Genomic DNA, 18,159 nt, shown 5'->3' with positions numbered 1-18,159 from the left:
TTTTACTGAGAAGAGCTGCAATCTCCATAAGAACCGCTAAAAATCCTTTATTGGGAGTAAAAGCCGGCAGTTGGGCTTTTACAAAAGCAACAAACTATACGAAAAAAGCCAATAAAAATTACTAAGAAAAATAGTAAATAAACAGGTTGACAAACTAAACTGAATAATTTATAAATAAAATATCATAATTTTTAAAACTATTTGATAAATGGCCGGAGATAAAAGAGAAGCCATAGTCATTAAAAACATGAATTTTATGTTTTTTTGACTATGGCTTTTGTTATTCTTTCATTTATTTTCAGTCAAATAAGGAAGGGGAGATTGAGATGAGTTTTGAGGGATTAGATTCACCGAAGTTAAAGCGCTTTCAAAGGAAAATAACGCTTTTGTCTGCAGCGGGAACATTTCTTGATGGTTTTGATTTAACGGTAATTGCTGTAGCAATGCCACTAATTTTAAATCAATGGGATATAGGGCCAGGATTGCAGGGGTTGATTACTTCATCTGCTGTTATCGGTTCATTCATCGGAGCATTATGGCTGGGTAATTTAACGGACAAATTTGGCCGGAAAGCCATGTATGTTATTGATTTGTTAGCCTTTGTCGTGTTTGCTGCTTTAACTGCATTCGCTCAAGCACCTTGGCAGCTTATATTATTCCGATTCTTACTTGGGATTGGCATTGGTGCGGATTATCCTATATCCGCTACGCTCGTTTCCGAGTTTAGCTCAACCAAAAGTCGAGGGAAGCATAGTACATCACTAGGAGCAATGTGGTTTGTGGGAGCGGTAGTTGCCTATATTTGCGGAATATTATTAGCACCTTTAGGTCCAAGTGCGTGGCGATATATGCTTTTAGTCGGCGCTGTGTTTGCACTTATTGTTTTCTACTTTAGGGTAACACTCCCGGAGTCTCCAAGATGGCTTGCTTCTAGAGGACGCGAAAAAGAAGCAGAGGAAATTATGCTGAAAATTACTGGTAAAAGGGTTGTTATTAAACCGAATACAAACAAAAAGCAAAAATTACGTGATGTTTTTTCTAAATCATTATTTCGCCGTACTTTCTTTGTATGTGGATTTTGGTTCTGTTATGCAGTAGCGTATTATGGCATTTCTATGTATACACCTACTATTTTAAAACCATTTACTAATGGTTCGCAAATGTTGGCTTATATTGGGTCTGGAACTGTTAGTGTGTTAGGTCTGTTAGGAGCAATTATTGGAATGAATGTTGTAGAGAGGATGGGGAGAAGACCTTTAATTATTACATCTTTTTCAGGGCTATCAATCGCATTAATCATTTTAGCTCTTAATCCACATCCAACAATGGTATTTTTAGTTATTTTATTCAGTCTTGCTGTTCTTTTTGCGAATATGGGTGGAGGGATTCTTAACTTTGTTTATCCGACAGAATTATTCCCGACAAGTATTCGAGCGAGTGCTTCAGGACTAGCTACTGCAGTTAGTCGTATTGGTTCAATTTTAGGAATATTAGTCTTTCCTCAGTTGGTTGTTGCTTGGGGCAATAGTAAAGCATTATGGCTTTTTGCAGTCGCAGGTTTAGTGGGGTTAATTATTTCAGTCCTTTTAGCACCAGAAACTAAAGGAAAAAAATTAGAAGAACTAAATAATGAAGCTATATCAACACCAAATGAAGAGATAGGTGACGAGCATGGAAAAATGGCTTAGTCTTTGGTCCATTGGTCAAAATGGGAATATAAGTGATTTTACTGATATTAAACAATCTGGCTTTGATGGAATTGAAATATGGGCAGAACACTCTTGTTCGAAAGAGTATTTAAACCTTGCCAAGAAATCTGGATTAAGAATAGGGTTACATTTGCCATTTCATGATTTGAATTTAGCTACACCTGATAAAATTCTGTATGAGAGGACCCATCAAATATTAGTAGAATGGTTAGCTACTCTTTCTCATTATGGTGGGAAGCATGCGACCATTCATGGAGGATATGCATGGTCATCAGAAGAACGTGACGAAACTTTAATCAGAGTACGCGAACGATTGCTCATACTAAGCGAGGAAGCGGAACAATATGGTATTGAATTATTATTGGAGAATTTAATTCCAGATTCATTAAATTATTGCCATCATTTTGCTTCAAATGTTGATGAATGGATAGAATTAATCCGATTTGCAAATATGAAAGTCTGTTTAGACATTGGCCACTTGGCTGTAATGGGAAATGATTTGGAAACTACAATTAAACAATTAGGGAGCTATTTAGGTGCAGTTCATCTGTCTGATAATGATGGGAAATCTGACCTTCACTTACTTCCAGGTGAAGGAATCAACCTATCAGCCGGATTAAATGGGTATTTGGCTAACCAAAAATTTTCAGGACCAATTGTTTATGAGATAAATCCATATAAATACTCATTAAAGGAGATCATAAACTATATATTAATGACTAAAGTATGATTATTGTTGGCTGTTTTCGTAAAGTTTGTTGTTTTGTCAAAGCCCAATTGCATGTTTACACTCCATAAGGATTCAGAGCGGTCTTATGGAGTTTTCAGCTCATTCCCTCGGGAAATGAAAGGGAACTAACCCTCTTATTGGTTACCGTACAGGCGCAATTTCCATCAACAGGGTAACCAAACCCTCCCATTGGTTACCGTGCCCCCGCAATATTCATCATCAGGGTAACCAAACACCCCCATTGGTTACCGTACAGGCGCAATTTCCATCATCAGGGTAACCAAACCCTCTTATTGGTTACCGTACAGGCGCAATTTCCATCAACAGGGTAACCAAACCCTCTTATTGGTTACCGTACAGGCGCAATTTCCATCAACAGGGTAACCAAACCCTCCCATTGGTTACCGTACAGGCGCAATTTCCATCAATAGGGTAACCAAACCCTCCCATTGGTTACCGTACAGGCGCAATATTCATCAACAGGGTAACCAAACTCTCTCATTAGTTACCGTACAGGCGCAATTTCCATCAACAGGGTAACCAAACCCTCTCATTAGTTACCGTACAGGCGCAATTTCCATCAACAGGGTAACCAAACCCTCCCATTGGTTACCGTACAGGCGGAATTTTCATCATCAGGGTAACCAAGCATTCCCATTGGTTACCGTACAGGCGCAATATTCATCAACAGGGTAACCAAACCCTCCCATTGGTTACCGTACAAACGTAATTTCTTCCTTCACGGTATTCATACACTCCCCTCAAGATAGAGCCCTTTATTTACGGGCTCACAACTTGAATGTTATTTTTCGAAATAATGATCAATCACATAACAAAGTAAGAATTTATCCAATTTTAATTTTAGTCCTAGTGGTTTGATTTCTTTAATGAAAGCAACGAATATAACAATATTAATAATCAAATAATAATATAAGGATTGATAATTAGGAGGTTAAAGCTTGATGGCTTTTAAACAAAATACAAAATTAACTGCTACAGAAATTGCACAATTATGGTCTGCATATATGAATAGTAGTATGTGTAAATGTATTTTCACATCATTTCTTGCAACAGTAGAGGATAGTGAAATAAAGGAGATCATAAGTTTGGGGCTGGAAACTGCGAATAGTCATCAAAAAAAGTTAATTTCAATTTTTAAAAACGAAAGCTTTCCCATACCATATGGGTTCAAAGTAGCAGATGATGTTAATGTAGACGCACCAAGATTATTTTCGGACAGTTTTATGTTGTATTTTAGTTACAATATGGGGATTATTGCTTTTAATTTCTATTCGCTATCTAAGACATTATCGGTACGTTCGGATATCAACGAATATTTTTCAAATTGTGTTCAGGAGCTTGATCAGTTTGATACAATGACGAAAAATGTACTTTTGTCAAAGGGCTTATTTATTCGATCACCATATTTGAATCCTAAAAAAGAAGTTGATTTTGTAAATAATAAAAAGTTTATGGCAGGATGGTTTGGGGATAAAAGGCCCTTAACAGTAATTGAAATAACTAATCTTTTTACCAATCAACAAAGAAATGCGTTAGGGAAATCAACAATGATGGGATTCAGTCAAGTTGCGCATTCTAAAAAAGTAGGGAAATTTATGGTTAGGGGAAGAGAAATCTCTGCGAAACATGTTGAAATATTAGGTACTGTTTTAGGTGAAAATCATTTACCAATCCCAATGACATGGGATTCAGAAGTCACCGATTCAAAAATCTCTCCATTTTCTGATAAATTGATGATGTTTATGACGACAACCTTAATAGGTTTAAGTATCGGATTTTATGGAACAAGTGCTGCAACGAGTATGAGAAGGGATATATCACTTGATTTTGTAAGATTATCGGCGGAAATTGCAAAATATGCAGAAGAAGGTGCAAATATCATGATAGAAAATGGGTGGCTGGAAGAACCACCACTATCTGAAGATCGCGATAAACTTGCTAATACCTAACATGTTAAACTTTGTAGCATTATATAAAAAAATAAGCTAGCAATTAAAATTTCTGAAGAGTTAGCTGAATAGCCAATATTTAAAAAAGTTGATACCCTTTAGTATAAATATGGATTGACTATTCGAAGCAGGTTGCTTGAATGACTATTACTTAACTTTATGAAAAAAGGGATATTTTATGAAATCCTTATTATTCTTCAAGTGATTCTACGACTTCTACAAAAGATTTTAATCCATCCCGTAGTTGATGCTCATTAATATAGGAATAACTTAACCGTATCCACGAGGTTTGTTGTTTTAGCGGATCACAAATTTGTCCGGGTACAAAAGAGATAGAGTGCTCGAAACATTTGGTTAATAACTTTTCAATAGAAATATGCTGAGGTAGTCGTACCCACAAATTTAGGCCGCCATTTGGACTAGTCCATTGCCAATTTGTTACGCTTAGTTTTTCTTCCATGATTTCTTTTCGGATAGAGATGGCGATGCGTAATTTCTCTAAATGCTGCTGCATCCGCTTTGAAGAAAAATAATGCAAAAATATTTTTTGGTTAAGAAGGGGTGAGCCATTATCAGTTAATGATTTTACAATCATGAGAGATTGCAAAAGGGAAGAATGACAAATAATAGCTGCAATTCTTAAACCAGGAGATATATATTTACAAAAGCTCCGTACATATATGACAGTTCCAACTGTATCGTATGTGTAAATGGGAGGCGGTGGTTTTCCTACAAAATAAATATCATGATAAACGTCATCCTCTACTAATAAACAACGATATTTCTCAGCCAATTCAACTAACTGTTTACGTTGGCTATTAGGTACAGTATAGCCAGTAGGATTATGAAAAGTCGGATTTAAATAAAATAAACGTGGTTTATAATGTTTCATCAAGTATTCTACTTGATCTAAGTCATATCCATTGGAATGGATATCGACACTAATAATTTTGGCCCCTTTCTCTATAAAAATATCAATGGCAGGGCTATAGCTAGGTCTTTCTAATAATATAATATCTTTTGCTTTGACAAAGGCTTCTGCGATTATATGAATAGCCTGTTGTGAACCAGAGGTTATTAACAACTCAGTTGCATCAATATGTTTTTTGTATTGGTTAATAAAGTACTTTGTCAATGATTCTCTTAGTTCTAAATCACCTTGCACAGTAGAATAGGATGAAAGAACCTTAGGGTAAAGGTCAAATACCTTCTTTACATAATCCGATAAGAAATGGTTTGGAAGAAGATTTGGATCGATTAATGCTTGAGAAAAATTATAAGTTACTGGAACTTGATGAATTTCACTTAAATGATTTTTTCGCACATAAGAAGAAACAATTGGATTTTCTAAGTTTTCGGTTTGCTTTGTTCCATTTGATTGGACATAATATCCTATTTTATCTTTTACGTAAATCACTTCATTTTTTTTTAATAATTGATAAGCTTTATGAACAGTTAATCGATGGACATTCATTTCTTTTGCCAATTGTCGGATAGATGGAAGCTTATGATGTTCGTTCCACACTTTTTGTTCAATTTTACGTAGAACGTATTGATATATTTGCTCAAAGAGAAATTCAACATTTCGAACCCCTTTTACCAATTAAATCCCCCCTTACTTTGATTTTATCATGAATAAGTCTCATCTGTTCTATTTACTCCAATCTGTTCTATTGCTTCTCGTTTAAGATAGAAACAGGGAGGGATATTATGATATTAGTTAATTATATGTTCATGTGCTTAATTTTTGGTACCACATTTTTAGCAATAAAAATAGGGATTGATGAAGGGTTGTCCCCATTTTTTTCTGCAGGAGTTCGCTTTTTTATTGCTGGACTACTTCTATTTCTCTATATGGTGATGAAAGGAAAAGCGAGGATGCGGTTGTTTTTCCAAAAGGAGATGTTTATCACAAGTGTAGGATTAACCTTTGGTACGTTTGCTCCATTATATTGGGCAGAACAGTTTGTAACTTCAGGGATTGCCGCAGTTTTGTCTGCAACAAGTCCAATATTGATTATATTATTTCAGACAATTTTTTTTAAGAAAAAAGAAAATTTGAAGGTGTTTATAGGATGTTTGGTTGGAATTATCGGAGTAATGATCTTACTCCTGCCTAATTTTGTTATTAAAATTAGTTCAATGTGGTTCATTGGTTGTTGTATGATACTTGTGAGTGCAATGTTTTATGCACTAGGAACCATTTATACAAAGCACGTCGTTCAGAAATATAAACATGCATCACCGATTGCTTTAAACGCAACACAGATGATGCATGGAGGAATCTTACTATTTATCTTATCGCTTTTTACAGAAAACATTGATAATAATCAAATCTCATCATCTTCAATCATTTCTTTAGTGTATTTAATTATTTTTGGTTCAATTGCTGGACATAGTCTATATTATTGGTTGGTTTCTAAAACGAATTCTATTTTTCCTTCTACATGGCTATATATATCTCCACTAATTGCTGTTATACTCGGAGTGTTCCTTTATTCGGAATATTTTTCGTGGATAACTGGACTTGGTGCGCTGACCATTATGCTAGGAATCATTCTTATTAATTTTGATACATTGCTTACATTAGTAGGGAAGCGAAGTTCCAGTCCTCGTGAAAGCTGACCCCATCTATATGTAGCGGGGGTTAATCTTTATATTTTCATTATTGTTAAATTGAATTTCTATTGTTGCTCTAAGCGAGACAAAAGCATTTCCCAACACTTCATTGTGATGATCAATAATTTGCTTGGCACTTAGCGTATTTGAATCCCATGTTCGATGAGCATCCCTTACAAGTGTAACATTATATCCGAGACTAACTGCATGACGACATGTTGTATCTACACAATACTCTGTTTGATTTCCAGCAATAACAAGGTCATCGATCTGTTGAGCTTGAAGCATTTGATGAAGCTCAGTATGGTGAAATGAATCCGGTGTTTGCTTTTGTATGATTATTTCACCCTTTTTGGGGGCAATAGACGGATGAATTTCCCATGGAGGAGTTCCGGTTATGAATTCCTCATCATTATGCTGAACATAAAAGATTGGAATGCTAGAAGACCGTGCTTGATTTAGTAGGTATTGAATATTATTGAGAAGTTGTTCTCCATCGTATATAGGATTAGAATCGTCGAACATGGCATTTTGTACATCTATAATTAGTAATGCAGTTTTCTTCATTATCAAACACTCCTTTTGTAGATTACATTTGGGATTCGATATTTTGGCAAATATCCCTTCTAAAATAGTAAAAAGTCATATATATAATATGAAAGAAAATGATAATAGTAGCGATAGTTACTACTTTGAAAAATAATTACTATATTAGTGACGGCAAGTATTACAATATCCCAAATTAAGTTGCGGAGGTAGAGATGGGTAGAGAAGATTTTACCATTTTAAATGAATATTCTATTGGGAAGATTCTGAGTGCTTCTAACATGAACCAAGGTAATACATCCAATGCAAAACTGATTAATACTTCACAAGATAAGTATATTTTAAGAAAAATTAAAGATAAGAAACAAGCAATTACGGAATATCTTATTTCTAAGAAATTATTAAAGCATCAAATTACTTCTGAGATTTTATTATCAAAAAATAATCTTCCATTTGTAATTAAAAACAGTGGAATTTATAATTTACAGAGATATATTGAACATTATCCGATAAAAATTGAAGAAATAAATTTTTCTATACTAGGTGAAACAATCGCATTTTTCCACTCTGAAGCGGTAGATATTAAAGGAATTTATGAGCAAGAAGATCGATTTTTATTAAATCGTTTATGGAAGGAAGTTGAACATTCCATTCAATCTATAGAAATGAAAATAAAGAAGCAATTAGTGGAATTAATAAATGAGTGTTTCAACTATAAGCATAAAAGTAATTGTTATATCCATAGCAATTTAGGAATCTGGAATCTATTAATCAATAAAAATAAAATATATTTAATAGATTTTGGCGAGGTGAGAAAGGGTAATAATCATTTTGATATTGCTGCTATTCTTTCTTCAACTTTGAAAATGAATGATGAGGACTATCAAATCATTACTAATATAAATGAATTCAGAAATGGTTATTTAAAAAAATTTAACGATTTTGATTGGTCCATTCTTAGGGAGAACCTAAATCTTTGGTTTATTAGAGGTATGTTAGCTTTAATAATAAATAAAGGGATCAATCAAGCGACTCAAGAGTTACTGGAAAAAATAATGCATCAAAGAAATAAACTTGATGGCATACTAATGGATCATATTAAAAAAAAGAGGTAAATTTGAAAGACTATTTGACTTTAATAAAAAATTACATCTATAAACATATCATATGATTGAGGGAGTATAAATGATTGTAGTTCAAATTCGTAAACTTGCTAAAGAGATGATCACTGAATTTTTTTCTAAAAATTGGGGTAGCCCGCAAATGGTTATATCAAGTGGGATCTTTCAATGTGATGAATTAGATGGATTTGCCGTATTAGATGAAAATAATAGAATTATAGGTTTAATCACTTACATAATGGATCAGTCTGAATGTGAAATAATATCACTAGATAGTTTAGTTGAAAATAAGGGGATAGGTTCTAAATTAATACAAGAGGTGGAAAATCTAGCAAAGAAAAATAATGTTAGTAAAATTAAATTGGTTACCACTAATGATAATGTACACGCACTGGCGTTTTATCAAAAAAGAGGCTATCAATTAGCTGAACTATTAGTTGATGCTGTAGATTTAGCAAGAAAAATGAAACCTGAGATCCCTCTTGTAGCGGATAATGGGATTCCCATTCGAGATGAACTGGTATTAATTAAATGGTTGGATTTAATACACCATAATGAAAAAGTTGAATAATTAGTTACAAGGAAAAATTGGCATATAATAATTGATTATACCGTCATTAGTAAATGGACCAAATTGTTTTTTGGGTTATTAAAGAGAAACCGTAAATATGGTTATACCTATATAAAAATTTATATCGACAGAAAAAAATCTATTTTGCTTACTCTCATAGCAAGATGGATTTTTTTATTTTCAAACATAAGAGTCAGATGTAATTTTTAAATGTTGAACTTTATTTACATGATGTAAATAACTTCACAAAAAAGATATAAATATGTATAATGGCATTATCCTAGGTATTGAGTTTTCAACTTTAGAAGTTTTATATCATGATTAAATGGAAAGGATGATTATAGTGGGACGTTTATCAGGAAAAGTTGCAATTATTACGGGGGCCGCATTAGGAATGGGAGCAGCTGAAGCTAAGCTCTTTGCAAAGGAAGGAGCAAAAGTAGTTGCTACTGATATAAAGGATGATGTTCTACAGGAAGTAGTAAATGAAATTAAGGCAAATGGCGGAGATGCTATCGGTCTAAAACATAATGTTATTTCAGAAGAAGAGTGGAAAAAGGTAATTCAAACAACTATTGATCATTATGGAAAAGTGGATATATTAGTTAATAATGCTGGAATTGCTAGTCCAAAAACAATGGCACAGATGGAAATGGATGAATGGAATAAAGTGATGGATATTAACTTAAACGGCTGTGTAATTGGGATGAAATATGTCATTCCAGAAATGCAAAAAGCAGGCGGAGGTTCTTTAATTAATATTTCTTCAATTGGTGGAATTGTTGGAATGGCAGGTTCTAGCCCATATACTGCGGCAAAAGGTGCTTTACGTTCTTTAACAAAATCTGCAGCAGTGGAATATGGAAAAGATAAAATACGAGTAAATTCCGTCCATCCTGGAATCATTGAAACACCAATGACGGCAGAATCGTTTAAAGATGCATTACCATTTTATAAAACATTCACACAGCTCCCTTATTTTGGACAACCAGAAGATGTAGCTTATGGAGTACTATTCCTTGCATCTGATGAATCACGATTCATGACTGGTGCTGAATTAGTTATTGATGGTGGTTGGACAGCAATATAAGCATTCTGAGTATAATAGTGAATATCTTTATGGGGTCTAGGATCACACGAAATACCACAAAACTTTAAGATGGTATCGTGGGGTCTGCCCCTTTTATTTTGCATTGATTTTAAAAATGAATAATGTAGCTTAAAGCATGAATAAGTGTTCAAGGTCAGCTGAAAACAATCTGAAAAACAAGATATAAGAAAGTGGCCGACTTTTTAAACAAATTAATTTTATTCCTGATTATGATTTATTTTTCAATGGATTATGAATATATGGACCTTTAATAGAAAGATTCATTAGTTGGAAGGCCATTTCACTCTCAGACAAATGCATCCCACTCTCTATCCACCAAATAATAACCTCTAAAAAAGCAGATTCAACATATTTAATAATCAGGCTTCGATTCGCTGTGAGATTCTCATCATTAGGTTCAATTTGATTAATCCCTTCTGATACAAATTCATGAATAATTTCCAATAACCTAGAAGTTAAATAAGGGATTCGGTTTTTTACCAGTAGTGCATTATAAAAAGGATAATTTTCACTAACTTGATGGAATAATTGAACAAAGCTGGGATGTGGTTGTTCATCTAGAAAATCAAAGTTACCTATAAATGATACTTTTTCATTTACCTTATCATGTAGTTCATTTAAGGTTTCATCAATACATTGATACATTAAATCATATTTATCTTTATAATGAAGATAGAAGGTAACACGTTTTACCGTTGCACGATCTGAGATATCTTGCACAGTAATTTGATCAAATTTCTTCTCTTCCATTAATTCAATAAAAGCTTGCTTCAATAAACGTTGTGTACGTACAGCACGGGGATCTTTTTTTTCTGTGGGCATAAATACTTTCCTTTACAGATTCTTTTATTTAAATTTCCTATCTAGTTTATCATTTGTCATATTGAATGAAAAGTATCCTTTACTTATCTTAATAAACACTGTAAAGGAATAAAACTTATTCAGTACTGATCTAATGTTTGTTTTATATTCTTGGATGATTCTATAAATGAAATAGAGGTGAAATGAATCTTTTAGTCGAATCAATGAAAAGAAAGGAGTTGTTAATTAATTGGAAAATATAAAAAGCAAAGAAATAAATATAAATTTTTCAGGTAAATTAGTTTCACTTGGACCATTAAGAAGTGATTTAGTCCCTTTATATAATCGATGGAATAACGATTTTCAAACGACAAAAACTCTTGCAACCACTGGACCTGTTATTTTAGAAGAAGAAATAGCCGCATTTAAACAAATATCCCAAAATAAAAATTTCCTATTTTTTACCATTTACGAGAAACATACCTTACAACCAATAGGTAATACATTTTTATCAGATATAAATTATAAAAATCGCACTGCAGAATTCAATATAGTTATCGGTGAAAAAGATAGCAGAGGGAAAGGTTATGGAACAGAAGTAGCAAAACTGGTTCTCGATTATTCATTCCAAACATTAGGTTTACATAATATTTTTTTAAAAGTATTTGAGTTTAATAAAAATGCGATAAGAGCATATGAAAAAGCTGGGTTTATAAGATGTGGTCGTAGAAGACAGGCACATTTCTCGCGTGGTCAAAAATGGGATATTATCTATATGGAGGCATTAGCGAGTGAGTTTGAAAGTTCAGCTTGCCAAAATGATCTTCATTGAGATCGTTATAAAATGAAAGCGTAATCTTGGAGGAGAGAAAAATTTGAATCAATATGGCAAAGAATTATTTAAAGGGGCAGCACAGTACTATTCAAAATATCGACCTATGTATCCACCTTCTTTAATTAGATATTTGATTAGAAAATTTTCATTGAACGGAGAGCAGCAGTTACTTGATTTAGGCTGTGGTACTGGACAGCTCACGTTGAGATTTTCTGACTGGTGTAGGAAAATTGTTGGAATTGATTTAGAACGAGAAATGCTAGAAGAAGCAAAACGTCTGCAAAATGAAATGAGAGTAAATAATATCCATTGGTATGAAGGAAATTTAGAAAAATATAAGTCTGAATTTAATGAAAAGTTCAATCTCGTAATCATAGCAAAGGCCTTTCATTGGATGGATCGTGTTAGCGTTCTAGATGAATTGTATGAACTAGTTACTGATAATGGAGGAGTTGCCATCATAGATCATTATGAATCTAATAAAAAACCGACACGATGGCAGGAACAATTCAATCAAGTTATAGAAAAATGGTACGGCAAAGAAAGAAGGGCTGGAAAAACGATTTATTCGCATCCTTCCATTAGTCATGAAGAAAGACTTGCTAATTCAAAATTCAAACTTGAAATAGAAGATTTACCACCATTTGAAATTACTTGGACGATAGATGCAATACTTGGAAACCATTATTCGACATCTTTCGGTTTAAAACGTTTTCTTAAGGATCATGTAGAAGGATTTGAAAACGAAGTGAAAGAAACATTACTAGCTATTAATAAAGAAGGTGTATTTAAAGAAAGCCTGAACATATCAATCAAGCTAGGGATTAAGAATGAAGGTCTTTCCAGACCACTTCAATAAAGTATAAAATTCTCTATAAATTATAAATATGCTCGTAAATTGTGGAGGATGAAAATAATGAAGAATGAAGAACGACAGAAAGTAATTGATCTAACAATTGACAAGGTTAGTTTTCAATTACAAGAGGTGCATGATTTTAGTTGGTTAAAGGAAATTGGAGAAGTTTTTTGTGTATTTGATCAACAAGATTCAGGAAATATTGGATTCGGGTTGGCTAAAAATAATCAAAAATTCTTTGTAAAATACGCAGGAGCGAAACCAATTGATTATTTCGGAAATCCAGAGGATGCAATTGATCGCTTATTAAAAGCAATTCCAGTCTATGAGCAACTAAAACATCCATATTTAACTCAAATGATTGATCATTTTTATATTAATAATGGATATGCAGTTATATTTGAATGGTTTGAGGGTGAATGTTTACACTCACATTGGTCTTTTGGTGGAAAAGAAAAATACATAAATCCTCACTCTCCGTTTTACCGTTTTAAACATCTTGATATTAATAAACGGTTAAATGTTCTCAATATGATTTATTCTTTTCATGTTTTCGTTGAAGCAAAAGGATTTGTTGCTGTAGATTTTTATGATGGAAGTATTTTATATGATTTTAAAGATAATCGAATGAAAATTTGTGATATCGATTTTTATCGTAAATCACCAATTATCAATGAGATTGGAAAAGATTATTGGGGTGCAGTAAGATCCAAGGCCCCAGAAGAGTTTATTCTTGGTGAACCCATTGATTCAAAAACGAATGTGTTCACAATGGGGGCCATGGCATTCGGGTTAGTTGGGGGAGAAATGGATCACTCATTTTCAAAGTGGGAAGCTGGTGAAAAATTATATGAGGTTGCAATAAGAGCTACTGAAAAAAATAGGGATGATCGTTATTCTACATTAAAAGAATTTTACGAAGCATGGCAAAAAGCTTTAAATTAAATCCATTATTATGGAAACACTTTTACAGACCAAAAAAAGGGTGTGTTTAAGATTAAGAATATTCATGAAACACAATCAGCTGACCAAGCAAATACAGGCTGGAACGAAGAAGATTTATATTCACCGGTAGAAAATTTACAGAAGATCGAAGCTGGAGGTGTGATAAAAAGAAATAGTTTTGACATTAGTAAGTTTCCAAAAGGAATTAGATATTTAGCCTATTTTTTGTTTAGTGGTATTTGCATAATTATTTTATTGGTGTTGATTATTAATTTCATCTATTGGTAAGAACTTGCTAATAAATTGATAAGTAACTGCTAACATCGTTTCTCTATTTTGTGCAAATTATTATTAAAACTCAAAACTTGAAGGGTGAAACATAATGTATAAGAAGAGTTTGATAATTATTGGGGTAATACTGGTAATTGCAGTAGGATTATATATCTATTCAAACAATAGAATAGTTGAAAAAGAAGAAGCAATTAGTGAAAACATAGAAAAAACAAATAGTATTGATAATATTATAAAAAAAGCTCCTCCAAAATTAGTGGAATTATTAAAAACGCCTTCAAAACTTCCGTTTAAAGTGCATAAAGCTGAAGCGGAATTGCACGATATAGTTTATAGAGTAGGAAAAAGTGTAACAAAAACAACACTTAATGATGAAGAAAAAGCATCGAGAGATATGACAAGACTGCCATATAAGGAAGTAAACTTTGAGCAGATTTTTTTAGGAGATGAAATTAAACTATCCATTTTAGCGCAGCCTATGAATGTTGAGACAGTCTATGGAGAACCAACAGATATTAAAAAGATTCATATAAAAGATGGAAGTTTTGCAGAGTATATTGATTATGATTTTAATCAACATATCATATGGAAAGATCGTGAGACGAAAATTACCTATCTAATAGATATTACTCAATATGATAAGGAAAGAAAAGGAAAATTTTCTGAACAGGAAATTACTGAAATGATTGAATCCTTTAAATATATCAAATGATATTTTTGAGAATATGAAATAATTCAATTCGAAGGAGTAGTGTTGATAATGAATAGTCCGATAAAAAATGAAATTAATACCATTTTTGTACATGTCAGTAATTTAAAAAGGTCCGTTACCTGGTACTGTCAATTACTCAATCAAAAATTTAATTTAGCGGAGGTTTCTAGACCCGTTTACAATATTAAGCTGAATCATCATACTGGGCTAACATTAGATGCGGGACCATCTGATGTCATAAAGGAAATACGTCCTTCTGAAAACCCGTTGTTTAATTTTCATACAGATGACATCCATCAGTCCTATGATTTTGTTCAGAAACTGGGGTATCAAATACAATCGGAGATTGTTAGTTTTGATGATTTTGCCTATTTTAACATTTGTGATCCAGATGGGAATATCATCATGATTTGTACGGGTTAATGATATTTTAATTTAGTAACTGAAAAGGAAAAGTTGGCATAAATCGAAATATAAATACTAGAAAACAAATATGTGTATTAAAATACAATCTAAACTATACCTAATGCGGTACTTAATAAAGTATCGCATTTTTTATTTTGACATGATGGATATCAATAAAAGTGGAAAAGGCATTATTTAATTACGAAATTAAATTATAATTATATCGTTTTATACGATATAATCGATAGAAACGATATAAAAAAGGAGAAAAATATGATACAAGATTTAAATAACTACTTTACAGATATATATTTTAATTTACACCCAGTTCAAGAAGAAAACATTTCCCATCAAAGTATCCGTATATTACAAATGGTTCAAAAGAAGAAAAATATGATGATTCGTGATATTGCAAATGAATTAATGATTTCACACAATACTGCTTCTGAACATGTAAAGAAGTTAGTGAGAAATGGCTGGTTATATAAAGAAAGGTCTGAGAATGATCAACGAAAAGTATTTTTACATTTAACAGATATTGGCTCATCCATTGTAAAAAAGCATACAGAGTTAGATGATAATAAGCTCCGAATAGTACTTAGCAAATTAACGGCTACTGAACGAGCAAAGGTAATTGAAGGATTTAAATTATTAAGTGAGGTATCAAAATAAATGTATTTATTGTTAAAAATTGCTTCTTCAGCAGTCATAATTGGTGTCGTAACAGAAGTGGCAAGACGCTTCCCAGTATATGGTGGGATCGTTGCTGCCTTGCCGTTAATTAGCATCTTAAGTATTATCTGGTTAACTCTACAAGGAACGCCTAATCACAATGTTAGTCAATTTGCATGGGGAGTACTAGTGGGTTTACCTGCAACTGCTGTAATGTTATTGGTGATTTATTTTGGATTAAAGTATTCAATTCATTTAGTAATAGCAATTTTATTAGGAATCATTGCATGGGGGTTGTTTCTTCTTCTACAAAATTTGATCATGAAGGCATTTGCTTCGTAGTACATTTACTCATAGTCAATTGGCTGGAAAATTCATAATGGAGAGTTATAAAACAATTATAGTCATGAAAAAGATATTAATAGGAAAATAAACTTCTAGTGAATTTACTCTAAGAAAAGGGTTTTTATATCCATCTAGCGAATTGATTAAATAAACTGTATAAGAGATCTTATAATCTAATCGTTTTTTTCTATAATAGGTGAAATTACATGCATATCTATTTACCTTTTTATATCTTTTTAACGGCTCTCCTTACTCTTCTTATTTTTATTACCTTTTGTTTTCTAGCCATCGGCAATCTTATAAAAAAGAAACCGTTTCCGATAAGACTTTTTACTATTTTTTTATCTAGTATAGTAGTAGTTACTTGTCTAATTTTGTATTCAAATTATTTTTTTACTTTCGGTAATCTGAAAGGGGAATTTTTTAAAGGACCTGTCATTTCTCCATCTGAAAAATACGTAGCCAATGCGTATTACATGACGTATGGTGGTGCCGCAGGAGGCGTAAACATATGGGTAAATATCACTTTTAAAGAGGAGAAAAATAAAATAAAGACCGTTTATTATAGTGATGCCAAAAGTGATTTTTCGATTAATTGGATAGATGATGATACTCTACTTATTGTCAATAAAGAGCGTGGGTATCCGAATTCAGATCGAAGTATAAAATTGAAAATTGGTAAAGAAATTTATCATGAAAACGGATTGGCCTGTCGTAGTTTACTGATGAAGACTGAGTTTGAAACCTGTTATCATAATTAATTCATTATAAATGTTATTTTAAACATTTAACTTTGATAAATAAGATAGGAGGAAATAAATGTCGGAGTATTATTGGGATAGTCAGATAGAATATTTAAAGAGAACAAGAGATTTATATTATAATGACGATTACCTAGAGTTTTTAGTCAAATCCATTTGGAGGATTACAGAACCAGTAAATATCATAGATTTTGGTTGTGGTTTTGGATACTTAGGGCTTAAACTACTCCCCTTATTACCAGAAGGTTCAAGATATACTGGAATAGATAAAGGGGAACAGCTTATTAAAGAGGCTAGAGAACTTTTTAAGCCATTGCCATATGAAACAGAATTTATTGTTGCAGATATGAATAATATTGAATTGGAGAAGAAGTATGATATGGCTGTTTGTCATGCATTTCTTTTACATATAGCAAACCCAAAAAGAATGTTACAAAAAATGGTTCATTCATTAGCTGATAAAGGAAAAATCATCTGTTTCGAACCGCATTGGATTTCCAATATGGCATCGTTTTATATTGATGGATTTGATCAATCACAAATGATTCAGCTAGGCTCACTGCAAAAGTTATTTGAAAATGATGCGAAACAAGATAGAAAAGATGGGAATATTGGAGCAAAAATACCACTCTATTTATCCGAACTAGGTGTGGAAAATATTCAATGCAGAATTAGTGATAAAGTAAATGTACTTTATCCAGATATGAAACAAGAAGCGAAAGATAAATTGTTTTTTTCATTGAAGGAGGACGGTATAGGTGCGAAACCTCTTGATAAAGAAGCATATATTGACGGATTGATTAAACGAGGATTAACAATTAATGAAGCAGAGAATCAGTTTAATGCGGAATTCTTCTTTTCCCAGACGTTTAATGAAGATTCCTTACTAACCTATGCAGCTCTTATGAGAATAACGTTTGGAGAGGTTAAATATATTTAGTTTTCCTAATAGTCAATCAAATGGAGGCTATTTCTTAGAAGGATAAAAATATCAAGTTAAAATGATACAATTAGATTCATTATTCGTATTGGTACAATAATGAAGAGGATGAATATGTGGATGATATTCTCATGTATCAATTAGTTTAATTATATGAGGTTTTAATAGTGTGTTTCTTGAAGTAAAGATAATGCAGGTAGGAATTTACAGCATTTTTAT

At 32.5% G+C, this 18,159-nt stretch carries 20 protein-coding genes; 17 read left to right on the top strand and 3 right to left on the bottom strand.

What is annotated here, in order from left to right; all coding sequences use genetic code 11:
* Window positions 1-326: 326 nt before the first annotated feature.
* The 3 genes from I5818_RS14410 to I5818_RS14400 all read left to right on the top strand — a co-directional run bounded on the left by I5818_RS14410 (window position 327) and on the right by I5818_RS14400 (window position 4,409).
* Window positions 327-1,688: an MFS transporter gene (locus I5818_RS14410; RefSeq protein WP_078110192.1), complete on the top strand. Its 1,362-nt coding sequence runs from the start codon at window positions 327-329 to the stop codon at window positions 1,686-1,688.
* A complete protein-coding gene (locus I5818_RS14405) occupies window positions 1,672-2,439 on the top strand; it encodes a sugar phosphate isomerase/epimerase family protein (protein WP_078110193.1) in 768 nt (255 codons plus the stop codon). The genes I5818_RS14410 and I5818_RS14405 overlap by 17 nt, the downstream gene beginning before the upstream one ends.
* Before the next feature lie 962 nt (window positions 2,440-3,401).
* Window positions 3,402-4,409 carry a DUF3231 family protein gene (locus tag I5818_RS14400; protein WP_078110194.1) on the top strand — a complete coding sequence of 336 codons (1,008 nt, stop codon included), beginning with the start codon at window positions 3,402-3,404 and terminating at the stop codon, window positions 4,407-4,409.
* Between the two features lie 190 nt (window positions 4,410-4,599).
* Here the strand turns inward: I5818_RS14400 and I5818_RS14395 are convergent, their stop codons facing one another.
* Window positions 4,600-6,012, bottom strand: coding sequence for an aminotransferase-like domain-containing protein (locus I5818_RS14395; protein WP_078110195.1), 1,413 nt, complete (start codon window positions 6,010-6,012; stop codon window positions 4,600-4,602).
* 107 nt (window positions 6,013-6,119) lie between these two features.
* Between I5818_RS14395 and I5818_RS14390 the strand changes: the two genes are divergently transcribed.
* Window positions 6,120-7,034 (top strand): DMT family transporter, encoded by a 915-nt coding sequence (locus I5818_RS14390; protein ID WP_078110196.1) that lies wholly within the window; start codon window positions 6,120-6,122, stop codon window positions 7,032-7,034.
* Window positions 7,035-7,040: 6 nt separating this feature from the next.
* On the opposite strand, the gene I5818_RS14385 is transcribed toward I5818_RS14390, so the two are convergent.
* On the bottom strand, window positions 7,041-7,595 hold the full coding sequence (locus I5818_RS14385) for a cysteine hydrolase family protein (protein WP_078110197.1): 555 nt from the start codon (window positions 7,593-7,595) through the stop codon (window positions 7,041-7,043).
* Between the two features lie 194 nt (window positions 7,596-7,789).
* Here I5818_RS14385 and I5818_RS14380 point away from each other — a divergent pair, with 194 nt between their 5' ends.
* The 3 genes from I5818_RS14380 (at window position 7,790) to I5818_RS14370 (ending at window position 10,356) form a co-directional block, all read left to right on the top strand.
* The gene (locus I5818_RS14380) at window positions 7,790-8,689 is read left to right on the top strand and encodes a phosphotransferase (RefSeq protein ID WP_209391769.1); all 900 of its coding nucleotides are present in this window, start codon (window positions 7,790-7,792) and stop codon (window positions 8,687-8,689) included.
* A gap of 70 nt (window positions 8,690-8,759) precedes the next feature.
* Window positions 8,760-9,266: a GNAT family N-acetyltransferase gene (locus tag I5818_RS14375; protein ID WP_078110199.1), complete on the top strand. Its 507-nt coding sequence runs from the start codon at window positions 8,760-8,762 to the stop codon at window positions 9,264-9,266.
* 343 nt (window positions 9,267-9,609) lie between these two features.
* Window positions 9,610-10,356 carry an SDR family NAD(P)-dependent oxidoreductase gene (locus tag I5818_RS14370; RefSeq protein ID WP_078111453.1) on the top strand — a complete coding sequence of 249 codons (747 nt, stop codon included), beginning with the start codon at window positions 9,610-9,612 and terminating at the stop codon, window positions 10,354-10,356.
* A gap of 228 nt (window positions 10,357-10,584) precedes the next feature.
* Here the strand turns inward: I5818_RS14370 and I5818_RS14365 are convergent, their stop codons facing one another.
* Window positions 10,585-11,199, bottom strand: coding sequence for a TetR/AcrR family transcriptional regulator (locus tag I5818_RS14365; RefSeq protein ID WP_078111452.1), 615 nt, complete (start codon window positions 11,197-11,199; stop codon window positions 10,585-10,587).
* Between the two features lie 229 nt (window positions 11,200-11,428).
* Here I5818_RS14365 and I5818_RS14360 point away from each other — a divergent pair, with 229 nt between their 5' ends.
* The 10 genes from I5818_RS14360 to I5818_RS14315 all read left to right on the top strand — a co-directional run bounded on the left by I5818_RS14360 (window position 11,429) and on the right by I5818_RS14315 (window position 17,940).
* Complete coding sequence (locus I5818_RS14360) at window positions 11,429-12,010, top strand: GNAT family N-acetyltransferase (protein WP_078110956.1); 582 nt, start codon at window positions 11,429-11,431, stop codon at window positions 12,008-12,010.
* A 43-nt stretch (window positions 12,011-12,053) separates the two neighbouring features.
* A complete protein-coding gene (locus tag I5818_RS14355) occupies window positions 12,054-12,872 on the top strand; it encodes a class I SAM-dependent methyltransferase (protein ID WP_078110955.1) in 819 nt (272 codons plus the stop codon).
* Window positions 12,873-12,929: 57 nt separating this feature from the next.
* On the top strand, window positions 12,930-13,814 hold the full coding sequence (locus I5818_RS14350) for a serine/threonine protein kinase (RefSeq protein WP_078110954.1): 885 nt from the start codon (window positions 12,930-12,932) through the stop codon (window positions 13,812-13,814).
* Between the two features lie 42 nt (window positions 13,815-13,856).
* A complete protein-coding gene (locus I5818_RS14345) occupies window positions 13,857-14,102 on the top strand; it encodes a hypothetical protein (RefSeq protein ID WP_071975737.1) in 246 nt (81 codons plus the stop codon).
* A gap of 94 nt (window positions 14,103-14,196) precedes the next feature.
* On the top strand, window positions 14,197-14,817 hold the full coding sequence (locus I5818_RS14340) for a hypothetical protein (protein WP_209391768.1): 621 nt from the start codon (window positions 14,197-14,199) through the stop codon (window positions 14,815-14,817).
* A gap of 48 nt (window positions 14,818-14,865) precedes the next feature.
* The gene (locus tag I5818_RS14335) at window positions 14,866-15,240 is read left to right on the top strand and encodes a VOC family protein (RefSeq protein ID WP_058003966.1); all 375 of its coding nucleotides are present in this window, start codon (window positions 14,866-14,868) and stop codon (window positions 15,238-15,240) included.
* A gap of 255 nt (window positions 15,241-15,495) precedes the next feature.
* The gene (locus I5818_RS14330) at window positions 15,496-15,894 is read left to right on the top strand and encodes a MarR family winged helix-turn-helix transcriptional regulator (protein WP_058003967.1); all 399 of its coding nucleotides are present in this window, start codon (window positions 15,496-15,498) and stop codon (window positions 15,892-15,894) included.
* Window positions 15,895-16,236: a DUF3147 family protein gene (locus I5818_RS14325; RefSeq protein WP_078111048.1), complete on the top strand. Its 342-nt coding sequence runs from the start codon at window positions 15,895-15,897 to the stop codon at window positions 16,234-16,236.
* A 209-nt stretch (window positions 16,237-16,445) separates the two neighbouring features.
* Entirely contained in the window at window positions 16,446-17,000 is a 555-nt protein-coding gene (locus I5818_RS14320) for a DUF5412 family protein (protein WP_058003969.1), read from the top strand.
* 58 nt (window positions 17,001-17,058) lie between these two features.
* Entirely contained in the window at window positions 17,059-17,940 is an 882-nt protein-coding gene (locus I5818_RS14315; RefSeq protein ID WP_078111211.1) for a class I SAM-dependent methyltransferase, read from the top strand.
* Window positions 17,941-18,159: the final 219 nt, after the last annotated feature.

It is taken from the genome of Heyndrickxia oleronia (assembly GCF_017809215.1).
In the GTDB taxonomy this organism is placed as follows: Bacteria; Bacillota; Bacilli; order Bacillales; family Bacillaceae_C; genus Heyndrickxia; species Heyndrickxia oleronia.
The sequence above is the reverse complement of the archived record's forward strand: the minus strand, read 5'-3'. Positions and strand labels throughout refer to the sequence as shown.